This window comes from Sulfolobus tengchongensis (genome assembly GCF_036967215.1).
Taxonomy (GTDB): Archaea; Thermoproteota; Thermoprotei_A; order Sulfolobales; family Sulfolobaceae; genus Saccharolobus; species Saccharolobus tengchongensis_A.
Genome location: NZ_CP146016.1, coordinates 940,996 through 961,780, shown reverse-complemented (window position 1 = coordinate 961,780; position 20,785 = coordinate 940,996). Strand labels below are relative to the sequence as shown.

General features: G+C 35.1%; 24 protein-coding genes. 15 read left to right on the top strand and 9 right to left on the bottom strand.

The annotated features are described in order from the left end of the window. Window position 1 precedes the first annotated feature (1 nt). Entirely contained in the window at window positions 2-829 is an 828-nt protein-coding gene (locus V6M85_RS04350; RefSeq protein ID WP_338603454.1) for an SIS domain-containing protein, read from the bottom strand. A 45-nt stretch (window positions 830-874) separates the two neighbouring features. Here V6M85_RS04350 and V6M85_RS04345 point away from each other — a divergent pair, with 45 nt between their 5' ends. From V6M85_RS04345 to V6M85_RS04330, 4 genes are read left to right on the top strand one after another with little or no spacing between them, the layout of a single operon-like run. Continuing rightward, window positions 875-2,026, top strand: coding sequence for an amidohydrolase (locus V6M85_RS04345; protein ID WP_338603452.1), 1,152 nt, complete (start codon window positions 875-877; stop codon window positions 2,024-2,026). After that, window positions 1,977-2,759, top strand: coding sequence for a tRNA 4-demethylwyosine(37)-methyltransferase Taw21 (taw21, locus tag V6M85_RS04340; protein WP_338603449.1), 783 nt, complete (start codon window positions 1,977-1,979; stop codon window positions 2,757-2,759). The genes V6M85_RS04345 and taw21 overlap by 50 nt, the downstream gene beginning before the upstream one ends. Window positions 2,760-2,809: 50 nt before the next feature. Then, the gene (locus tag V6M85_RS04335) at window positions 2,810-4,087 is read left to right on the top strand and encodes a glutamine synthetase family protein (RefSeq protein WP_338603446.1); all 1,278 of its coding nucleotides are present in this window, start codon (window positions 2,810-2,812) and stop codon (window positions 4,085-4,087) included. Continuing rightward, a complete protein-coding gene (locus tag V6M85_RS04330; protein ID WP_338603444.1) occupies window positions 4,088-5,074 on the top strand; it encodes an alcohol dehydrogenase catalytic domain-containing protein in 987 nt (328 codons plus the stop codon). It begins immediately after the preceding gene. On the opposite strand, the gene V6M85_RS04325 is transcribed toward V6M85_RS04330, so the two are convergent. Then, the gene (locus V6M85_RS04325; RefSeq protein WP_338603442.1) at window positions 5,071-5,316 is read right to left on the bottom strand and encodes a 50S ribosomal protein L13e; all 246 of its coding nucleotides are present in this window, start codon (window positions 5,314-5,316) and stop codon (window positions 5,071-5,073) included. The two genes, V6M85_RS04330 and V6M85_RS04325, sit on opposite strands and share 4 nt — an antisense overlap. A 55-nt stretch (window positions 5,317-5,371) precedes the next feature. Beyond that, a complete protein-coding gene (rtcA, locus tag V6M85_RS04320) occupies window positions 5,372-6,385 on the bottom strand; it encodes an RNA 3'-terminal phosphate cyclase (protein WP_338603438.1) in 1,014 nt (337 codons plus the stop codon). Between the two features lie 13 nt (window positions 6,386-6,398). Between rtcA and V6M85_RS04315 the strand changes: the two genes are divergently transcribed. Further along, window positions 6,399-6,842: a hypothetical protein gene (locus V6M85_RS04315; RefSeq protein ID WP_338603435.1), complete on the top strand. Its 444-nt coding sequence runs from the start codon at window positions 6,399-6,401 to the stop codon at window positions 6,840-6,842. Here V6M85_RS04315 and V6M85_RS04310 read toward each other — a convergent pair. Further along, a complete protein-coding gene (locus tag V6M85_RS04310) occupies window positions 6,819-7,877 on the bottom strand; it encodes a DNA polymerase IV (protein WP_338603433.1) in 1,059 nt (352 codons plus the stop codon). The genes V6M85_RS04315 and V6M85_RS04310 overlap by 24 nt on opposite strands. Continuing rightward, complete coding sequence (locus V6M85_RS04305) at window positions 7,874-8,725, bottom strand: carbohydrate kinase family protein (protein WP_338603431.1); 852 nt, start codon at window positions 8,723-8,725, stop codon at window positions 7,874-7,876. The genes V6M85_RS04310 and V6M85_RS04305 overlap by 4 nt, the downstream gene beginning before the upstream one ends. A 175-nt stretch (window positions 8,726-8,900) precedes the next feature. Between V6M85_RS04305 and V6M85_RS04300 the strand changes: the two genes are divergently transcribed. Both V6M85_RS04300 and V6M85_RS04295 read left to right on the top strand, forming a co-directional pair. Further along, complete coding sequence (locus tag V6M85_RS04300; RefSeq protein WP_338603428.1) at window positions 8,901-10,259, top strand: RuvB-like helicase; 1,359 nt, start codon at window positions 8,901-8,903, stop codon at window positions 10,257-10,259. Between the two features lie 82 nt (window positions 10,260-10,341). Then, complete coding sequence (locus tag V6M85_RS04295) at window positions 10,342-10,908, top strand: GMP synthase subunit A (RefSeq protein WP_338603425.1); 567 nt, start codon at window positions 10,342-10,344, stop codon at window positions 10,906-10,908. A gap of 3 nt (window positions 10,909-10,911) precedes the next feature. On the opposite strand, the gene V6M85_RS04290 is transcribed toward V6M85_RS04295, so the two are convergent. Further along, a complete protein-coding gene (locus V6M85_RS04290) occupies window positions 10,912-11,700 on the bottom strand; it encodes a KaiC domain-containing protein (RefSeq protein WP_338603422.1) in 789 nt (262 codons plus the stop codon). A 79-nt stretch (window positions 11,701-11,779) separates the two neighbouring features. On the opposite strand from V6M85_RS04290, the gene V6M85_RS04285 reads away from it, so the two are divergent. The 4 genes from V6M85_RS04285 to V6M85_RS04270 are packed head-to-tail and all read left to right on the top strand — an operon-like array spanning window position 11,780 to window position 14,453. After that, window positions 11,780-12,265, top strand: coding sequence for a dual specificity protein phosphatase family protein (locus V6M85_RS04285; RefSeq protein WP_338603420.1), 486 nt, complete (start codon window positions 11,780-11,782; stop codon window positions 12,263-12,265). Continuing rightward, entirely contained in the window at window positions 12,235-12,831 is a 597-nt protein-coding gene (locus tag V6M85_RS04280) for an endonuclease V (protein ID WP_338603418.1), read from the top strand. The genes V6M85_RS04285 and V6M85_RS04280 overlap by 31 nt, the downstream gene beginning before the upstream one ends. 25 nt (window positions 12,832-12,856) lie before the next feature. Next, window positions 12,857-13,453 (top strand): isochorismatase family cysteine hydrolase, encoded by a 597-nt coding sequence (locus tag V6M85_RS04275; RefSeq protein WP_338603415.1) that lies wholly within the window; start codon window positions 12,857-12,859, stop codon window positions 13,451-13,453. Between the two features lie 7 nt (window positions 13,454-13,460). Beyond that, window positions 13,461-14,453 carry a DHH family phosphoesterase gene (locus V6M85_RS04270; RefSeq protein ID WP_338603412.1) on the top strand — a complete coding sequence of 331 codons (993 nt, stop codon included), beginning with the start codon at window positions 13,461-13,463 and terminating at the stop codon, window positions 14,451-14,453. Here V6M85_RS04270 and V6M85_RS04265 read toward each other — a convergent pair. After that, window positions 14,450-15,139, bottom strand: a complete 690-nt coding sequence (locus V6M85_RS04265) for a metallophosphoesterase family protein (protein WP_338603409.1) — start codon at window positions 15,137-15,139, stop codon at window positions 14,450-14,452. The two genes, V6M85_RS04270 and V6M85_RS04265, sit on opposite strands and share 4 nt — an antisense overlap. A gap of 31 nt (window positions 15,140-15,170) precedes the next feature. Between V6M85_RS04265 and V6M85_RS04260 the strand changes: the two genes are divergently transcribed. Then, window positions 15,171-16,307 (top strand): DUF763 domain-containing protein, encoded by a 1,137-nt coding sequence (locus V6M85_RS04260; protein ID WP_338603406.1) that lies wholly within the window; start codon window positions 15,171-15,173, stop codon window positions 16,305-16,307. A 118-nt stretch (window positions 16,308-16,425) separates the two neighbouring features. Then, a complete protein-coding gene (locus V6M85_RS04255) occupies window positions 16,426-17,088 on the top strand; it encodes a DUF47 domain-containing protein (RefSeq protein WP_338604594.1) in 663 nt (220 codons plus the stop codon). On the opposite strand, the gene V6M85_RS04250 is transcribed toward V6M85_RS04255, so the two are convergent. Next, complete coding sequence (locus V6M85_RS04250) at window positions 17,077-18,051, bottom strand: inorganic phosphate transporter (protein ID WP_338603403.1); 975 nt, start codon at window positions 18,049-18,051, stop codon at window positions 17,077-17,079. The two genes, V6M85_RS04255 and V6M85_RS04250, sit on opposite strands and share 12 nt — an antisense overlap. Further along, entirely contained in the window at window positions 18,023-18,301 is a 279-nt protein-coding gene (locus tag V6M85_RS04245; RefSeq protein WP_338603400.1) for a ribbon-helix-helix domain-containing protein, read from the bottom strand. Before V6M85_RS04245 ends, V6M85_RS04250 begins: the two co-directional genes overlap by 29 nt. 127 nt (window positions 18,302-18,428) lie before the next feature. Between V6M85_RS04245 and hel308 the strand changes: the two genes are divergently transcribed. After that, a complete protein-coding gene (gene hel308, locus V6M85_RS04240) occupies window positions 18,429-20,579 on the top strand; it encodes an ATP-dependent DNA helicase Hel308 (RefSeq protein WP_338603398.1) in 2,151 nt (716 codons plus the stop codon). Beyond that, window positions 20,530-20,715 carry a hypothetical protein gene (locus tag V6M85_RS04235; protein WP_338603395.1) on the top strand — a complete coding sequence of 62 codons (186 nt, stop codon included), beginning with the start codon at window positions 20,530-20,532 and terminating at the stop codon, window positions 20,713-20,715. The genes hel308 and V6M85_RS04235 overlap by 50 nt, the downstream gene beginning before the upstream one ends. Window positions 20,716-20,785 lie beyond the last annotated feature (70 nt).

Genomic DNA, 20,785 nt, shown 5'->3' with positions numbered 1-20,785 from the left:
ATCAATATATCATCTTAGAACTAACGTTTAATATTTTTTTATTCTCTAGAAAGTAAATCTTATCCCACTTTTCCTTCCTCATTTTGCTGATTATCGACTTTATTAAGACGATTGTGTTACAAAATGCCCCATTGCAACTTGTGAATTGAACGTCGGTATAATCTATATTTCTAATTAGTTCAAGTTCCCTTTCGTTACCCGTTCTAAAAATAACAATTTGCCTATTCTGTGTCATAAAAATCGGCGAGTGACAGAATTGCTCAAATCTTTCACTGTTGGTACTATAGCCAAAAATTTCTGCAAATTTAAGCTTAGCATAATATGCTATTCCATAACTTTCTTTATATCCTATAAAAAATGGATTATTAGTCAATTCTAATAGGCTATCAACTTTCGTAACCTCATCCTCCTTTTCTCCCGCTAGTGAGTACACTGCACTTAAACTCATTAGAAACGATAATGTACCAGGTAGTGGTCTAGTGGGTTTATAAGGGATGAGAATTACGTAATCTGCCAGTTTAGCTAATTCTGATTCTTCATTTGAAGTTATTACATATATCTTCGTCTTTCCTTTAAATTTATTTGCGAGCAATATATTCGATTTTGGTCTACCTGAAACGGAAACTATTACTAAAGGATGTTCCAGATTTTCATAGGAATACCCCTCAAATGGATCTAAAGCCATAAATCTACCGTTACTTTTTCCCTCTATAGTGAGGGCTACTGCGTAAGAGTCTCCCGCTCCCGTAATATATGCTTTATCTAACTTTATATCTACATTTACCCTATAATTTTGAGATATCTCGTTTTCAATTAAGTCTGCGTACATTAAATAACTTTAATTAACATCGTGTTTAATAGTCTTTCAAGAGCAATGAAAGTTTTAATAAAGGCAGGTTTAGTTTTAGGGGCACCTAAGCCTCTGCGTAATGTGTACATTGGTATCGATGAGGGGCAAATAAAGGTTATATCAAAGGAACAACCGGAAGATTATGACTATGCAGAATACGTAATAGGGGGAGAAAACAGAGTAGTCGCACCGGCTTTTGTTACTACACATTCATTTCTATATTTATATCCTTTTAGATATCGGATATTCTCCGGGAAGGCTAATGCGTTCCAGTTAATGTCAACACTCTCACCTAATGATATTTATTACTTCTCTCTCATGGGTGCATATCATCTAGTAAAAACCGGAGTCACTACAGTTGTGACGTCAGGGCCTAATTTAGATATGATAGCAAGGGCAGTTTCAGAAGTTGGATTAAAACCAGTATTAGCTGTTGGTGTTGATTGCCCAGATTCTAAAGAAGATTGGGAGAGAGAGTTCACCACGTTATATAACAGATGGTCAAATAAGAATGAAAATAGGGTAATTTTACGCTTATGTAGTGACACATATTCTAAGGAGGTTTTTGAAATCTCTGAGCAGTACAATCTTCCAATTCTCTTAGAGAGATTTGTCAGCTTAGAGAATATTAGCGGTAATGCCGTGAACATAATAGGATTAGGAGGTGGAGCAAGGAAAGATTTGGATATCATAAAACAAAAGGGATTTCATTTAGCGCTAACACCATCTTATGAGATCTCACAATTCCCCCTAAGCCAATATAAACCATCAATATCCATAGACCTCTCACCAACATTTGATATTAGACATGAGGTGTCAACTAGTTTAACTAGGCTTATTCTGACGCCTGAAGAATCGCTTTATGCAATGACAATATGGGGTTATACACAGTTAAAATATAATGATAGAGGAGCTATTGAGAACGGAAAAGTCGCTGATCTAGTTGTGTTCGAAGTTAGAGAACCTCCAGCTTTTCCGTTAGACTATGATAGCCCATACGAATCAATAATATTTAACCTTTCTACTCCCGAAACGGTGCTTGTAAATGGGGAAGCAGTATTAGACGGAGGAGTTCCACTGAATGTTGGAATAAAGCATATCGAAAAAGCTATGGAGAGGCTTGAAGATGTCGATAAAAGAATGGTTAAACCAGCGAGACATTTGGAAAAGGATTGAGATTGTAGGAGATATAGCGATAATTGGAATTCCATTTAATAAGAAACCAGAAGATCTTATAGAAATAGCAAATAAATTACTTTTAGGTCTACCTTACATAAAGTCAGTATGGGGAAGATATAGAGACGTATCTGGTACTTATAGATTATCTACCTATGTTCATTTAGCTGGTGAAAGAAGAAGTGAGACAATATATAAGGAGCATGGTTGTAAGTATCTATTGGATTTCACCAAGGTATTCTTCTCTGAAAAGTTGTCATATGAGCATTTAAGAGTAGCTAGGCAAGTCAGGAAAGGAGAAGTAATAATAAATATGTTTTCTGGCTTTGGCCCGTTTTCAATACTTTCTGCAGTTTTAGGTAAGCCTAAAATGGTGTATTCAATAGATGTTAATCCTTATGCGTACTATTACATGATGGTTAATATAGAGCTTAATAGAGCATACGAAGTAATTCCAGTTTATGGGGACGCTTTTAAGAGAATATATGATCTTGAGGATGCAGACAGAATAATAGCTCCTTTACCCGAATTAGATGATGAAGCGTATGAAGTTGCACTACAAAAAATAAAGAAAGGAGGTATTATTCATCTTTATGCTGAGATTGATGTAAATAAGGGAGAAGATCCCATTAGAATTGCTATGAACAAATACAAGGGGGCTTATTTTGGTAGAATAGTTAGGAGTGTTAATCCTCATAAATACCATGTAGTTGTTGATATAAGGGTAAATTGATGGTATTATAACATTTATTAAATGATGTTACAAATGGGTAATGAGATAAAGTGTCAAAAGAGAATATATTTGATGCTTTAAAATCTGGAAAAGTAGATTATGTAAGAGTCGAATTTATAGATATATTAGGAAATACTAAAGGTAGGTCATTAAGAAGGGCTGAATTTGAAAATATTATAAATAACAATAAAGGAGTTGATTATCCTGAATCCCTATCATTAATGGATTATAAGGATAGACCAATAAAATCAAAATATGAAGACATTATCGCCTTACCAGATTTAAATACGTTTGTGGTAATACCATATTTAGAAAGAACGGCTCGAGTGCTATCATTTCTTACGCAACCTGATGGTTCCCCTTACCCTTTTTGCAGTAGATCAATACTTAATAAGGCAATAGAGAAGTTAAGAGAAGTAGGTTATACGTTGCAAGTCTCATTTGAACCCACATTTTACTTACTGGATTCCTCATTAAACCCTGCAGATTATTCAAAAGCCTTCTCGTTAGAGGGATTATTGGAGCAACAGAATTTCCTTAAATCTCTAATAAAATACTTAGAGGAGATTGACATACAAGTTGAGACTATTAATAAACATTATGGACCAGGGCAGTATGAGGTTAAACTGTCTCAAAAACCAGTATTAGAAGCTGCAGATTCATTGATTTCCAGTAGAGAGATAATAAGAGATACTTCTAGGATGAACGGTTTAATCGCAACTTTCATGCCCAAACCATTTAAGGATTATCCTAGTAGCAGTATGGATATTACACTGACTCTTCAAACTCCAGATGGTAAAAACGTAATGTATGATCCTAATGATCCTAAAGGATTTGGGCTTAGCAAGATTGCATATAATTTCATCTCTGGGATTGTTGAACATCTACCTGCAATAATATCCATAGCTGCACCTACAATTAACTCTTACAAGAGATTTAAAGAAGTAGTAACTCCGAACATGCCAGGTATAGGCACCGAGAGGCATTACATTCTGAGGATACCGAGCTATTATAGAGATACTCAGTTTGTAGAATTTAGGCTTGCTGATCCACTAGCAAATCCGTATTTGTTACTATCTACAATAATTTATGCTGGTATTGACGGCATAGAGCGGAATCTCATGGTTAGTGTAAACGAATACTATGGTACTCTTCCCCAGACTCTAAAAGAATCTTTAAGTAAGCTAGAAAATGACACATATATAAAGTACAATTTAGGTCAAGATTTAATATCAACATATGTTAATATTAAAAATATAGAGATAGACGAATACGAATCTCAAATAACTGAATGGGAGAAGGGATATTATCTCAAGGCAGGATGGTGAATGCTAGCTGCTGTTTTTAGAAAAATTGGATCTACTCTAGAACTAGAAGAAGTAAAGGAACCTACAGGTGGAATAATCCTTAAGGTGCTAGCTACAGGTCTTTGTCATGGAGATCTACATATCATAAGTGGAGATTGGAAGTATGACATAAAGATAGAAACTCCGAGAATACTAGGACATGAAATTGTGGGAGAAGTAGTTAATGATACCAATACTCTGAAAAGTGGTGAAAAAGTTTTAGTATACAATAGCATAGGTTGTGGAAGCTGTAAGTATTGTAGAGCGGGTAAATATCAGTATTGTGAGAGAGTCAAAGTTATAGGCCTTCATATGGATGGAGGATTTGCTGAATATGTCAAAATTCCCAGTGAAGAAATTTTACTTAAAATAGATGGTGATCCTATTGAGATAGCACCATTAGCAGATGCTGGCATTACTGCGTATAACTCAGTAAAGGGCATATCCAGTGACGATAATGTACTTATAATAGGCACTGGTGCCGTAGCTTTGTTAGGGTTACAAATTTTAAAGTCGAGAGGGGTTAACGTAACGGTAGTAGGACGTAATCATAATAGGCTAAACAAAGCCAAAGAATTAGGTGCAGATGATGTAATTAGCATTAATGGAAGATCCACAATAGCAAGTGTGATTAGGGGTTATACATTCAATTACATTATAGATTATGTAGGTAGTAATGATACTCTTTTGGACTCAATATGGCTATTAGATAGGGAGGGTGAATTAAGGATTGTAGGGGAATTTGGTGGGACGTTAAATATCCCAGAACAATTATTAGTGCTAAGAGGAATTAAAGTACGTGGAATATTGTATGGTAGTTTAAATGATCTAATCAATGTTTATAAGTTATATGTAGAGGGGAAGATAAAAACAATAGTACAAAAATACAGATTAGATGATATTAACAAGGCGATAGCAGATTTAGCGGAAGGTAGAATTGTGGGTCGCGCAGTTATAGTACCTCCCTAAGATTTTTGGCTCTGTGATGAAATATTATCTAGGAACTTTTTGAGCAATTCTACGTTCTCCTCATGTGTTGATTTCCTTCTTATATCTACATAAATTCCTAACTTTCTAGCTTTGTTCACGTCTAGCCCTACTTTTTCTAGTTCTCCTATACTGAATCCTCTGCCAACTCTTTTATCTTTCCTTTCATGTCTATATTCAAATCTGTAATTTGGTCTTTTTATGATAGCTCTGGGGTTTTCCATACTAATCTCGCCATAATTTAAATATACTACTCTTTAAAAGTTTTATTTCAATTAATTAGCTAGACATTGCTTTAAACCTAAATGGTCTTTTACCACTTACCTCAACTCTTACGCCAAGAAATCTCTTTATGACTTCTAAATTTGTAGACGCATGTGTTGTCAATTCAGCTCCAGTGTATTCACCTCCGTAAAGTGATGCGAATATCATAAGCATATCGCTCATATGTCTATCTACAGCAGCTCCAGTTTCTAGATCTTCAATAAGCATGTTAGCAGCTTCTTGTCCTACTATTTCAGCCCTTTTTCCTCTCTCTCCTAGTGAATCGGCTCCGATTATGCTATTTTCACCTATTGCAGCAAGTGCTATTCCGCTACCTTTACTTCTCTCTCCTTGTCTCACATCAATTTGTAGGTCAATCGGAACTCCTAGTGTAGATAGAACTGCTTTTGCTGAGCTTAATTGCCTTTCTGCTATATGTTGTGGTAAAGACGAAACATGGGAGATGCCTTCAACTTTTACTAGTTTACCAAATTCTAATATACTGAAACTCGTTGGATTACCACTAACGTTCTCTATTGCAATTTCACCGCCACCTTCAGGGTAATGGCCTCTTCTTATTAGCTCTATTTTAGCATCAATTCCAATTTTTCTTAGGATTCGTAGATATACCAATCTGATATAATCGATTGTGGGGGATTTGGGGACATCGGTTCCTCCTTTTATTCTTATTTTTGCATTTCTATTTAGAATAACGGGTATTATAGTTTGCAATATTAGTGTTACGCTTCCTGCAGTTCCAATATCCACTTCTATATTAATATTATTTTTAACTTCATGTGGAATGAAAATTAGTTCTTTAGAACCTAGCTGATCTCCTTTTGTCTCAGCATCAGATATCATTTTCATTGCTTTTACTGCCCACAAATGCTGTCTCTGCAACCCTGGATTATCTCTGTTAGCTCTAATGTTGTAAATTTTAAAAGGCTTGCCAGTTATTACTGAGAGCGTAAGTGATGTTCTTAATATTTGCCCTCCGCCTTCACCAAAAGAGCCGTCTATCTCAATCATTAGGTGAATTATCTTGAGGATTAAATTAAAGTCTCTTGCTAAAATATATGGTGAGGAAGAATTGGCTGTAATACCTCTAGCTGAAAATGGCTATTTCATTGAATGTTTAAATTTTTATGAAGATGTAGAAGGGGGAAGGCAAGCTAGACTGGTGGTTGTTTTAGATAAATTTGGATTAATAAAGGGCGATCAAATAAATTTCATAAAAGGTAAAAAGACCTTTGTTGACGCTGAGGGCATTGAAGAGGATTTTAGAAAAATACAATTAGTGATGAAACTAGATAAAATAGCAAGGATGTTTAAAGTACCCTTATATTTTGATATTGAAATAATTAATAGCCCGGATAAGTCCAAGAGGGGAATTAAAGGCCTTTACAATTATCTAGAGGTACACAAACAAATCAATATAAGTAAATTGAATGGTTTAGTAAGCTTAGATGTTGAAGAATCTGTCTAATCCTGATGCTTCTATAAATTTACTGAATCTAACACCTATTCTTCTTACTCTTCTTTTATCCTCCTCAAGAAGTTTTTGTAGTAATTTTACTGATTCATTATAAGCAGTCTCCTTACTGATTCCATGATTAAATGTCTTACCTCTACTTATAATATCTAAATCCTCCATCACTGCAACGACATGAAGTGTCTTTGGGATTTTTCCATTTAATTTGATGTAGCCTTCATCTATCGCTCTAAACAGATACGGCTTGATCTCTTCTACATCCCTGGTATTTCTCTTCATCGTGACTATTCTTCCAATACTTTTTCTCACTCTTTTTTTAATAGGCTCATTATACTCATCTCTAGCTAAGGATATTAGATATTTAGCCTTAGCTTCACCTATAATCCTCTTAACCGTGTTGAAATCTACATTTAATATATCGAGGAGTTTATTTACGCCTATATTTCTCAATTTCTCAGTAAGAACTTTACCAACTCCTGGAACCTCACTTATATCTAATTGGGCTATTAGAGCTTTTACTTCCTCATCGTCAATAACCTTTAATCCATTAGGTTTGGCCATTTCCGCTGCGATCTTTGCAAATACCTTATTTTTCGAGATTCCAATTGTCACTGTAATTTTTTCCCTTTCATATATTTTGTTTTTTATTTCCAAGCCTAAAGAGTACGCTTCCTTATAATCTCTAACTTTATCGGTTATATCCACATAGGCCTCATCTATGCTAGCAACTTCAATCTTATCGGAATACTCTCTTAGTAAACTCATAATTCTATCGGAAACTTGTTGATATATTTCTTTTCTCATGGGTAAATAAACTGCATTAGGCAATATTCTCTTGGCCTCAACTATCGGCATACCTGCCTTTATTCCGAATTTTCTAGCCTCGTAATTTGCAGTGGCTACTGCACCGCTGTCTTCAAACCTGCCCGAAAAAACGCAAACCACTACAGGCTTGCCTTTCAGTTGCGGATTTAATACCTCTTCAACTTGAGCGTAAAAGTAATCAAAGTCTACGAAAAGAACTATCATTTACATGTAACATTTGGTCTCTTTTTCCTTAAATATTCTCTTATCTCATCTAATCCAGGCGAGGAGATTCCACCTATTCTTGTAACCTTAAGCCCAGATGCTACACTGGCAACTTGAAGGCTCTTTATAATGTCCCTCTCCTCAGTGTATGTTACGTTAAAGGCCGCGTCAAACACATCGCCTGCTCCAGTAGTATCTACTACCTTATCAACTTGTATTGGCTCAACTGTACACTCCTCTGTTTCCGTAATGATTTTAGCTCCTTTCTTACCCATTTTAACTACGATAAACCTAGCCTTTATATCCTTATCTTTAACGTATTCGTACTCCTTTTCATTTACGTATAGAATGTCTACGTCGATCGTCTCTATATTTTTGGCTTGTGGTCCGGGGTCGTAAGAAATTAGCTTTGCATATGGATCTCTTAAGACTACATTAGGCGATACTGATGCAAAGTGTATTACATCAAATAACCCGAAATGTCTTTTAACATCTTCTCTAGTCAGTAATATAGACGCACCGAGTTTCCTCACCATGGATAAACTTCCGTCATTTCTTAAGAATATTAAGGCCATACTTGGTTTCTCATTTACTTCCTCTACGTACTCTAACCCTACACCCAATTCCACTACTTTTTCCATTAAACTTTTAACTACTTCATTTTTTCCAACTTTTGCCAATAACTTTGCTGAATGTCCTAATTTGGTCACAGCTACGGCGTAATTTGTAGCCGCTCCACCAGGTAATATTTCAAGAATGTCTGTCATGTGATTAGAATCTGTAGGTGGTATAGAGTCCAATTTCACTATTATATCAATATTGAACCTTCCAACAGCTAAATGTATCAACTATATCACCTTTTCAGACAGCCGCCACTCAATCACTTTATCAGTCCCAAAGGTCTTCATCACGAGTTATTCTTCATTTAAAACATTAATAAAGCTTACACAGAAGAGAACTTCTTATTAGGGGATAAAATTTAGAGTTAATCTCAAAAGCTTTATTATATATTAATAGTATGATATGTCAGAGATACGTGAAATAAAGAAACCAATACGCGAGAAGGCTAGTATTCATAGTCATATTAAGGGTTTAGGCTTAGATGAGAGCGGTAAAGCAAAGTTCATTGCTGATGGCTTAGTAGGTCAGGCTGAAGCTAGGGAAGCCGCAGGTGTAGTCGTTCAATTGATAAAACAAGGTAAAATGGCTGGAAAAGGAATACTATTTGTTGGACCTCCCGGTACTGGAAAAACTGCATTAGCTGTTGCTATCGCTAAAGAACTAGGAGAGGATACGCCTTTTACCGCTATAAATGCCTCAGAGATATATTCCACTGAACTTAAGAAAACTGAGATATTGACTCAACTTATAAGAAAATCTATGGGTGTGAGAATCAGAGAGAAAAGATTAGTATATGAGGGTGTAGTAAAGGATAGAAAGATAAAGGTAGCAAGGAGTAGACTGAATCCTTATTCGCAAGTTCCAGTAGAGGCGCAAATAACATTAGTTACTAAAGACGATGAGAGAACGTTATCCGTAGGTGAGGAAATAGCCCAACAATTAGTCTCTTTAGGAGTTAAGAAAGGTGACGTTATTATGATTGATGCTCAAACTGGTCAAGTCATAATTGAAGGGAAGGCAAAAGGATTTGAAGGAGCTAAGACATATGATATAGAAACGTCAAAAGTTATAGAAATGCCCACTGGGCCAGTAAAGAAAGAAAAGGAAATAACTACAACACTTACTTTGAATGATTTAGATTTAAACTTAGCTGCAAGAAACCTAGCAGTCACAGCAATTTTCTCATTTTTCACAGAAAGGGAAATAAGTGAGGATATTAGGAAAGAAGTGGATAGGTTAGTTAAGGATTGGATTAATCAAGGTAGAGCCGAATTAGTTGTTGGTGTGTTATTTATAGACGATGCGCACATGCTTGATTTAGAGGCCTTTTCATTCCTAACTAGGGCTCTCGAATCTGAATTGGCACCAATATTAATTCTCGCAACTAATAGAGGGCTTACTAAAATTAGAGGAACAGATGTGGAATCTCCTCATGGCGTTCCCTTAGATCTGTTGGATAGACTATTGATAATACCCACTAGGCCATATAATGCGGATGAGATTAAGGAAATAATTAAGATAAGAGCTGACGAATTGGAAATAGAACTCGATCCTCCAGCTTTAGAAGAGTTAACGAAAATAGGCGTAGAAAATAGTTTAAGATATGCTGTACAATTGTTAGAGCCTTCGTTGGTGATCGCCCAAAGAAATAATAGGAGCGTTATAAAAGTTGAGGATGTGAGAGAAGCCTCCAGATTGTTCTCAGATGTAAAAAGAAGTGTTAAATTTGTAAGGGAGTATGAGAATCTATTATTGAAATGATGTCTGGTGACGGCTCTGAACTAGTGATGTAGCCTAAAAGTCTGATCAGCATTTTTAAATATTCAAAAAGTTATTTTTTGATGTGAAAGTAGGTTTAGTTTATTATGGGGGACAGTATAATCACTTAATATTAAAAAACGTCAAGTACTTAGGGTCTGACATAGAAGCCGTAATTCCAGATAAACCGGTAGAATACATGAAGAAATTTGATTGTGTCATATTTAGTGGAGGTCCCTATTCGGTAGCCTCTGAAATACAAAAAATGGGAAACTCACCGCTTTATATAAAGGAGTTGAAAGTTCCGATCTTAGGTATATGTTTAGGACATCAACTAATTGCGCATGTACTAGGTGGTATTGTAAGGAAGGCTTTAAATCCAGAGTATGGGCTTACTAGAATAAATATATTTGAAGAGGATACTATTCTTAAAGGTTTCCCACCCCAAATTAACGTTTGGGAAAGTCACACTGATGAGGTAGTTGAACCACCACCTAACTTTAGAATACTAGCTAGTAGTAGTAATGCTAGAGTTCAAGCCATGGTAAATTCTGATAATACGATATTTGGAGTTCAATTTCACCCTGAAGTGAAACATACTGAGAAGGGAATTGATATATTTAAGAATTTTCTAATGGCCTGTAAGAAGTAACCTTCATTTCAATTCATTCTCAACTTTCTCGTTGCTTTCTATGATACGTCTTTTTACTTTCTCCGGTAACGCGTAATCCTCTCTCCTCTCATCCAACCTGCCCTTTAGAACGATTCCTTTCCCATTCACAATGTCTATTTCCCATACATGCTTATCGTGATCAGTTTGCCTCATTTTCTCAATCAATATATATCTATGTAATTCGCCATTTCTTATTAGCCGTCTAAATCTTATTATCCCATCGGCAACATGCTCTACACCAAATCCAAAAGCTTGTGATGTGGTTATGGCATATTGTGATGTCGCATATATTGTAAAATTCCATTTATTTAGAACTCTCTTAAGATAATAGCTTATTTTTCTAGCCATTGCGGGTTTATCTAAGAATAATGCGCTTACAGAATCTATTACTAATCGAGCTTTACCATAGCCTAACTTCTGCTTAGCTTCTATTATTTTGTTCACTAACTCATCCGGGGAGAGATTTACAAGTGACCACTGATCCTCCTTTTCCTTCATTAACGCATCGATAATTATCAATTTCTTTTCTATATATTCATCGAAATCCCAATTGAATTGTTTAGCCTGTCTGATTATTGAATCTCTACTTTCTTCAGTTGTTACATAAATACAAGGATCCCCATCTCTCAATCCTTGTGATACGAAGTGTAATGAAAATATCGTCTTGCCGGTACCCGGTTCTCCCGTAAGCGCTACAAAGAATCCTTGAGGTATCCCACCTTGTATTAGTTTATCGAAGTCTGGTATTCCACTGGATATCCTACTTACCATAATCTTAAATATTCTCTTACAAAATTTTAAATTGATCTGTGAAGCTCAGCGGATCTCCTGATGGATAGTGTGATGAGAAATGTACTGGGTTAGGAAAAAAGTAATAGGTGGGTCTAGTATACCATATACTGTAAATGAAATCTTAGAGTGGAAAAAAGAGGGCGTGAAAAGAATACTAGTATTACCAGAAGATTGGGAGATTGAAGAAAGTTGGGGGGATAAGGAATACTATCTATCAACACTTAAGAGCCATGGCTTTAAGTATCTTCACGTGCCTATTCCAGATGGAGGGATTCCTACTGATTCTCAGTTTATTACAATCATGAGATGGTTATTAAGCGAAAAAGAAGGAAATTTAGTTCATTGTATAGGTGGGTTAGGCAGAACTGGTACAATTTTAGCTAGTTATCTAATTTTAATTGAAGGTTTGGACGCTAGCTCTGCAATTGATGAAGTAAGGTCTGTGAGGCCTGGTGCAGTAGGATCGTATGAACAGGAAATGTTTCTATTACGAGTGGAAGGGATGAGAAAGGATTGGTTGAGAAACATCTACTCGAATTTCTAGAAAAATTGCAGTTTCTTATATCTAGGAATATAAATATTGAGCATTATGGTATTGAGAAGATTAAGAGAATTTGCGGTGTAGATGTAGCATATAAGGGAAATATAGGATTTTCAGTAGCTGTTAGCATGGATGTAAGTACTGAAGAGTATCAGTATAAATCATATAGTGGCGAGGTTAGTTTCCCCTATATTCCGGGTTTTCTCTTTATGAGAGAAGCACCTATAATGATGAAAGCAATAGAGGGACTGGAATGTGATTTACTTTTAGTAGATGGTCATGGATTAGCTCATCCAAGAAAGAGTGGAATAGCTACAGTTATTGGAGTTCTTTTAGATTTTCCTACGATTGGCGTAGCAAAGTCAAGGCTTGCAGGAGAATTGATTACGGAAGGTGATATAGTTTACGTCTATCTAGGTGGACAGAAAGTTGGGGTGAAATTTGGTAGATTCTTTTACAGTCCAGGGAATAAGGTTGATCTGCAAGATTGTATAGATCTTGGAAGAAGAGGATATCCTAAAGTCTTAAAAATAGCTGATATGCTTACTAAGAAGTTAAAAAAGGAATAAAAATGAGTATGTAATATCTTAGTTTATGAAAATTGAAGTCCCCACTATCCCAGAATATAATGAAGTTATCTTAGATCCCACTAATACTGCACTAATAATTGTAGATATGCAAAATGATTTTGTGAGAAAAAATGGTAAATTAGTAGTTCCTACTGCTGAAAATACAATACCATTTATAAAGGAACTAGTAAATAAAGCTAGAAACGCTGGTGTGTTGATAGTATATACTCAAGATTGGCACATGAAGGATGATCCAGAGTTTAAGATATGGGGTGAACACGCGTTGGCAGGAACTTGGGGGGCTGAGATAGTAGAGGAACTAAAGCCAGAAAAAGAAGATTTCATAGTAAAGAAATATAGATATGATGCATTTTTTGAGACATCTTTAGATTATATCCTTAGAGTGAAAAACATCAAAAATACTGTAATTACTGGCACTGTAGCAAATATTTGTGTGCTACATACTGCAGGTAGTGCAGCATTAAGGTGGTATAATGTAATAATACCTAAGGATTCAATATCGGCAATAACCGAGTTTGACTATTACGCAACATTAAGACAAGTTGACTTTTTATATAAGGGTAAGGTAACTAATTCAGCAGGTATTAAGTTTGAAAGGTAGATAAAAGTTGGAATATTACGCTATTGTTCATAATGACTTCGACGGTACTGCGTCTGCTGCAGTATATGCTAGAGCAGTAGGTTCATTACCTAAGACTACCTTCTTTACAGAACCAAATAAATTACATTCACTTTTAGGATCATTGGAGCTTAGAGGAGTGTATAATATCATGATAGCTGATCTAGGAATAAATGCTAGTACTTTTAATAATATTATAAGTGAGCTGAAAAGGCTTATAGATCAAGGAGCTAAGATAGAGTGGTTTGATCATCATGTATGGAAAGAAGAATGGAAAGATGAGTTAAGAAAAATAGGAGTTAACGTATATCATGATACTTCTACATGCGGTGCAGGAGTTATATATAAATATAAGAACCCTAATGATGAATTCTCTAGAAAATTAGCATCTGCGGATTGTTCAGTTGACATATGGCTTCATAATGATCCCATGGGAGAGAAGCTTAGGAGAATAGTTGAGAATAATAAGGATTTCTCATGGAAAAATGAATTAATAAAAATTTTCTTTAATGGAATATTATGGAATGAGACCTTCGATAAAATACTAGAGGAAGTAGTTTCGAAAGAATTGGAGGGATATAAAAAGGTTATGAAAAGCTATAAACTAATAAACGTTGATGGGCAAAAAGTAGTAGTCGCAGTTAGATGGAAAGGTCCCCCAGATATTAGTTATGCATCACAATTTTTAATGACAAGGACTGGTGCTTCAGTGTTTGCTTCAGCTAATGGTAAAAGCATATCTTTTAGAAGTAGGGATATTGACGTAAGGCAGTTTGCAGTTAAGTTAGGAGGTGGAGGGCATCCATTGGCAGCAGGTGCTCAATTAAAAGTACCACTAATATATAGATTTCTTAATAAGCTTGGAGTTAAAGGTCCAATGTTAAATTGGGTTTCAAAGGTTGTGCAGAACACAATTTTAGAAATAGGTTTTAATAAATATCAAGATAATAGCAAGGACAAAAAGAATGTTTCGCTTTATTAAAGAAGAGTCTGTATTGTTACTAACCTCTTATTTGCAGGTAATGCTACATTGTATACTCTAACGTTTTTAACTAAGGAAAAAGTTCTTTTGGCAAAGTGAGCATGACCGTGAAGTGCTATATTGGGCAGACATTCTTTTCCCTTTAACGATAATTCTTCTATCACTCTATATCCTAGATATGGATAAACACTTTTTCGCTCGCCAAATACTGTTTGAAATGTACTAGCGTAGTGTGTCACTAGAATTTTAATGTCTGCCTTGGAATTGCAAATCATTTCAGTAATTTTTTCTAGTCTCCTCATGTAAAAATTCTCATCTACGCCATTACTAGCTTGCCAAACGGTGGGTTTTTCCAAAACACCTTCACTGCCAACTATCAGAATTTTCCGCCCACCGACATCAATTTCTGTCTTATCGTCTTCTAGCCAAATTATATCACTGTATTTTTCTCTATAATACTTTCTATTTTCTACAAAATCCTCATTTCCAAACGTGGATATTATGTGCTTTACTCTCTTTTTTAAGGCCTCGTATATTGGACTGAAATGTTGGTAATACCCCCTCTCTACTAGATCACCCGCCAATATTGCTAAGTCAGCTTTAATATCTATAATATCCCTTAAGGCTAGAAAGAATTCATTCAAATACTTTGGCGAGTGTATGTCTGAAGTCGAGATAATAAGCACATATATACCTTTCCTTCTAAACTTATAAAATATGGAAGTTGAAGGAATCGCAGATCTTCCTTTACATACTGGTCATGTTCCTGCTTGGCTAATACCTATTATGAGACGATTATCAAAAGCCATAATTGAGGTTATGCTTATAGAATGGGGACCTCAAAAAGTTGTAGAGAGATTTTCAAATCCTCTATGGTTTCAAGCATTTAATAATGTCATCGGTATGGATTGGGACTCATCTGGTTCCACTACTGTGACTTTAGGCATTTTAAAGGACGTTATTGATCCTAAAAATCATGGGTTTGCAGTACTTGGCGGAAAAGGAAAAAATGCTTTAAAAGTTCCAGAGGAAATAGATAGATTGCCTTTTGACATAGATAAAAATAAAATTAAAAGGATAAGTAAAATTGTAGCAAAAGTAGATACTACGTTAGTTCAAGATGGCCATCAACTTTATCATCACTCTCTTCTCTTAACTGAGGATGGTAAATGGAGTATAGTTCAACAAGGAATGAATGTTGAGACTAAATTCGCTAGGAGGTATCATTGGAAGGAAACTGATAATTTCGTAGTGGAACCTCACTCTGCTATTGCAGGTGTTAAAAGCAATACTGTTGTTAATGTTATAGAAAAGGATAGAGATAAGACAAGAAAACTTTTATTAGATTTACTAAGGGAAAATCCAAGCAAAATTATATCTCTGTATAATAAGGCTAAAGCTCTTCTTAATGGACAGGCAACTCTAGATATGTGGATAAAGGGCGGATCAATAGCTTTCGTATCTAAGGAAGCTAGATTAGTGTATATGAAGCCCGTAGATGTCAACAGAATTCAACAGGTTTTAAATGAAATTTATGAGACTAAACCACTTACATTCGAAGAAGCCTTGATTAACGGTTTAGGTCCTTCTACCGCTAGAGCACTCTACCTAATTGCTGATTTAATATATAATGAGCCTCCATCCTATAATGACCCAGTAAATTATCCATATGATCCATTCAAATACGCTCTCGCAATTGGGGGGAAAGATGGAATACCTTACCCAGTAAATAGAAGAGTAGCATGGGAGGTTATATATACTTTAGAAGACTTTATAACTAAAGCTAAGATGGAGGAGAAAGATAAAGAGTTCGCGTTAAGAAAGTTAAAGGAATTAGCTAAGAACAGAGAATAGATTAATTTTTCTTCAAACTGAAACTTTTATGTTATTGGAAATGAGACAAGGGTAATTTATTAACGCTGAGTAGATGGTAGTTCTTAAATACCTATCTTTAAAGATATACTTCATAGACATGTTTAAGCTAAGATTTAACAATAAAGAAGAAGAAGTGTTTGAAAGATTAACGTATACTACTGAGCTTATAGGTGAGGCAGTGAAAATTCTGCAAAGTGAAATGGAATATGTAAGGAGAGGTAGTTATGATCAAATTCCAACACATTTAATCAAAATAAAATCTCTTCATGAAAAAGCTGAGATTATACGTGAAGAAATACTTTCAACGCTTTATGGTGAAGCTTTCTTACCGGACTTTAAAGAGTCTATGGTGATGTTAACACAGGCCCTTTTTAATACACTAAGTTCGGTGAAGGACGCAGCAAGGGCTTTAGGTTCTAGAAAAATAGATCCTAAATGCATGAATGTATTAGCGGAAATGTTGAACACTTACTTAGCATTAGTTAATGAGGCAACAGTTAAAATTCACGAGTTGTCTAGATATTTAAGTTCCGACATGGAAGCAGCGTTAAAGATAGGTAGGGAAATACAAGCTATGGAGAGAGAAGGTGACGATATTAAAGACGCTCTCTTACAAAGGCTTTACGAGATAGAGAAGGAGGTCGATATCATAAGTATATTACAAATGAAAGATATAATCCTATTCATAGATGATATCTTAGATTCATTGGAGGATGCCACGTTAAGTATAGAAGTTTTCTACGCAACGTTAAAGGCCTAATATACTTTTTATTACTCCAAAAATTGCTAATGATAAGATTATTGAGAAAACAGGAGATGTTGACCAGCTTCTAAATATCTGATTTACTTGTTTTCTAACATCTGATGTAAAACTTCTAAAGCTAAGTCCTATTATTCCACCTACTATGGTTTGAGTTATGGATAATGGTATTCCAAAGAGAGTAAATATTTCGTTTATTATATTACTCCCTATTATTGCAGACGAAGCTCCTAGATATCCTAACTTAGTTATACGAAATCCCACTCTAATTGCAATCCTTTGGCTAGTTAAAACCCCTATAGCTGAAGCCACTCCATACAGTGGCAATATAATATAAATTGGTTCAGCTATCAAAGCTGATGATACTATAATTCCTATTGCGTTCGCTCCTACTATAAATGAAGTGAAAGCGGATGCTATCACTATTAAATTCTTATATATAACAATCTGTCGAATGATATGGGTTTCCGATTTTATCAGCCTATTCAACATTGTATATAGGAGAAGGGAGATACCAATTGCAACTACGGGCGATATTATCCATGAACTTACTATTATCCAAAATTTGACCCAATCTAACTTTATCAAACCTCGTGATATTAAGGTTAATATAGCAATAGAAGGGTAAAAAGTTTGACTTAACGAAGATGGAATTCCAGATTTATTCAAATAATAAAACGTTATGATTGAAGACAATAAAGCAGTCAAGATTTCTATAATGACATATAATTCATTCCCTGATATTATTCCATAGACGCTATGTAGCATAGTTAAACTGCCTACTATTACACCAACTAAAATAGAAATCATATTTAGAATATATGCATGTTTTCTTTTTATTGCATTTGTTGCAAACAATATACCTAATGACGTAGCATTGTTATTAGCCCCTATAATATAGCATGATATTAATCCAGTAATAAATAATATAAAATTAAGAATGCTTTGAGTTTGTGTTATCATTTTTCTTTAAATACCCTAAATAGTGGATTATAGCATCCCTTATAAAATCGCTTCTGTTAGCATATCCTAAAACTTTGTATATCTCATCAATCTTATTAACGAGGTCCTCCTCAAGTTTGAAAGATATCGTAGTTGTCCCCGTCATATCCAGTTCGAATTCAATGATATTATCATTAATCATATTATTGTCGGCCTTCTTTAAAGATGTCATGCAGATCAAAAATAGTATATAATATAAGTACATAAACATTTCCATTGAGCTTCCGGCAGTTATACTTATATACTTAAGTTAGAGATTGGAAACTTTTTAATAGGGCTTCCCTCGGAAAATAGGGCAATAGAGCTTAAAAGCCATTTATAAGAAGTAAAGTGATTTTATGAGTGTGGAGTTAGAGTGGATGCTAATAGACGATTTACAATTGCCCAAGGAAGCAATTGAAATTCTAAGAAATAGGGGAATATCTAAGCTTAATCCACCACAAACTGAAGCCGTTAAAAAGGGGTTATTAGATGGAAATAGGCTTTTACTTACCTCACCAACTGGTTCTGGTAAAACGTTAATAGCAGAGCTTGGAATGATTTCTTTTCTCCTAAAAAAGGGAGGTAAGGCCGTATATGTAACCCCCCTAAGGGCTTTAACAAATGAAAAATATACAACATTTAAGGATTGGGAAAAGATAGGATTTAAGGTAGCTATGACCTCTGGAGATTACGATACAGACGACGCGTGGTTAAAAAACTATGATATTATAGTAACCACATATGAAAAACTGGACTCATTATGGCGTCATAGACCCAATTGGCTTAATGAGGTTAATTATTTTGTACTAGACGAGTTACACTATTTGAATGATCCAGAAAGGGGACCAGTAGTAGAAAGCGTAGCAATAAGAGCTAAAAGGAAAAATCTATTGGCATTAAGTGCGACGATAAGTAATTATAAACAAATAGGGAAGTGGTTAAATGCAGAGGCAGTAGCCACAAACTGGAGACCCGTCCCCCTTATAGAAGGGGTTATGTATCCAGAAAAGAAGAAGAAAAAAGAGTACACGGTTATTTTCAAGGATAATACTACTAAGAAGGTTATTGGCGATGATCCAATAATAGCTTATACATTAGATAGCCTTAGTAGAAATGGTCAGGTCTTAGTTTTTAGAAATTCTAGGAGAATGGCTGAAAGTACTGCCTATAAGATTGCGAATTACATGAATTTCATTAACCTTGATGAAAAAGGCTTAGCTGAAGTTGTAAAACAGTTAGATGACATTGAAGAGGGAGGTAGTAATGAAAAGGAGGAGCTTAAATCATTAATAAGTAAAGGTATCGCCTATCATCATGCTGGATTGTCCAAGTCATTAAGGGATGTAATCGAGGAGGCCTTTAGGCAAAGAAAGATAAAAGTGATAGTTGCCACACCAACTTTGGCTGCTGGAGTCAATCTGCCTGCCAGGACGGTAATAATAGGAGATATATACAGATTCAACAAAAGGATTGCGGGATTTCAGGAGGAAATTCCGGTTATGGAATATAAACAAATGAGCGGAAGAGCAGGAAGGCCCGGTTATGACGATATTGGAGAAGCGATAATTATAGTCAGAGATAAAGAAAATGCAGATAGAGTATTTAAGAAATATATATTATCTAGTGTCGAACCTATTGAATCTAAACTAGGTAGTGAAAGAGCCTTTTATACGTTCTTACTGGGCCTTCTCTCAGCTGAAGGGGATATGAGTGAAAAGGAATTAGCTAAATTCGCCTATGAGTCATTACTTCCTAGATCACTGGTTGACATATATTTCGATAGGGCAATAAACTGGTTAACAGACCATTCCTTCATTAAAGAGCAAGGAGATATTTTAACATTAACCAATTTTGGAAAAAGAGTAGCTGATTTGTACATAAATCCTTTCACTGCAGATATAGTAAGGAAAGGATTAGAGGATCATAAATCAGCTTGTGATATAGCGTATTTTCATCTATTAGCATACACTCCGGATGGTCCATTAGTATCCGTTAGTAGTAATGAAGAAGAAGAATTAACTGAAATTGTTGAAGATTTGGACTGCGAACTATTAATAGATGAGCCTTATGAGGAAGATGAGCAATCCTTATACATAAATGCCCTGAAGGTCGCTTTAATCATAAAAGATTGGATAGAGGAAGTCGATGAAGATACCATATTAGGTAAGTATAATATAGGATCTGGGGATTTAAGGAACATTGTTGAGACCATGGACTGGTTAACTTATAGTGCGTACCAATTGTCTAAAGAGCTAAAATTAGAGGATCATTATGATAAGCTTAGAATCTTGAACTCAAGGGTTAAGGACGGTATTAAAGAGGAGTTATTAGAATTGGTTCAAATAAGCGGTATAGGCAGAAAGAGAGCAAGGTTATTGTATAACAATGGTATTAAGGGATTAGGTGATGTAATAATGAATCCAGAGAAGGTAAAAAGCTTATTAGGTTCTAAACTTGGTGAAAAAGTTGTCCAAGAAGCTGCAAGACTACTTAATAGATTTCATTAATCTTGAAAATGGTCAAACATTTGTCGTAAGAGATAATTGTGAAACGTTAAAAAAGCTAAGAATAATACTCTTGGCTTTAGGCCAAGAAGTGCAACTTAAGGATTGCGAAGAATTAATATGCAGGAAACGAATCTAATTCCTCATAACGTTAAATTAGGTTTTCCATACATTAGTTGCGTTTTTATGATTTATCGTTTATATTCACA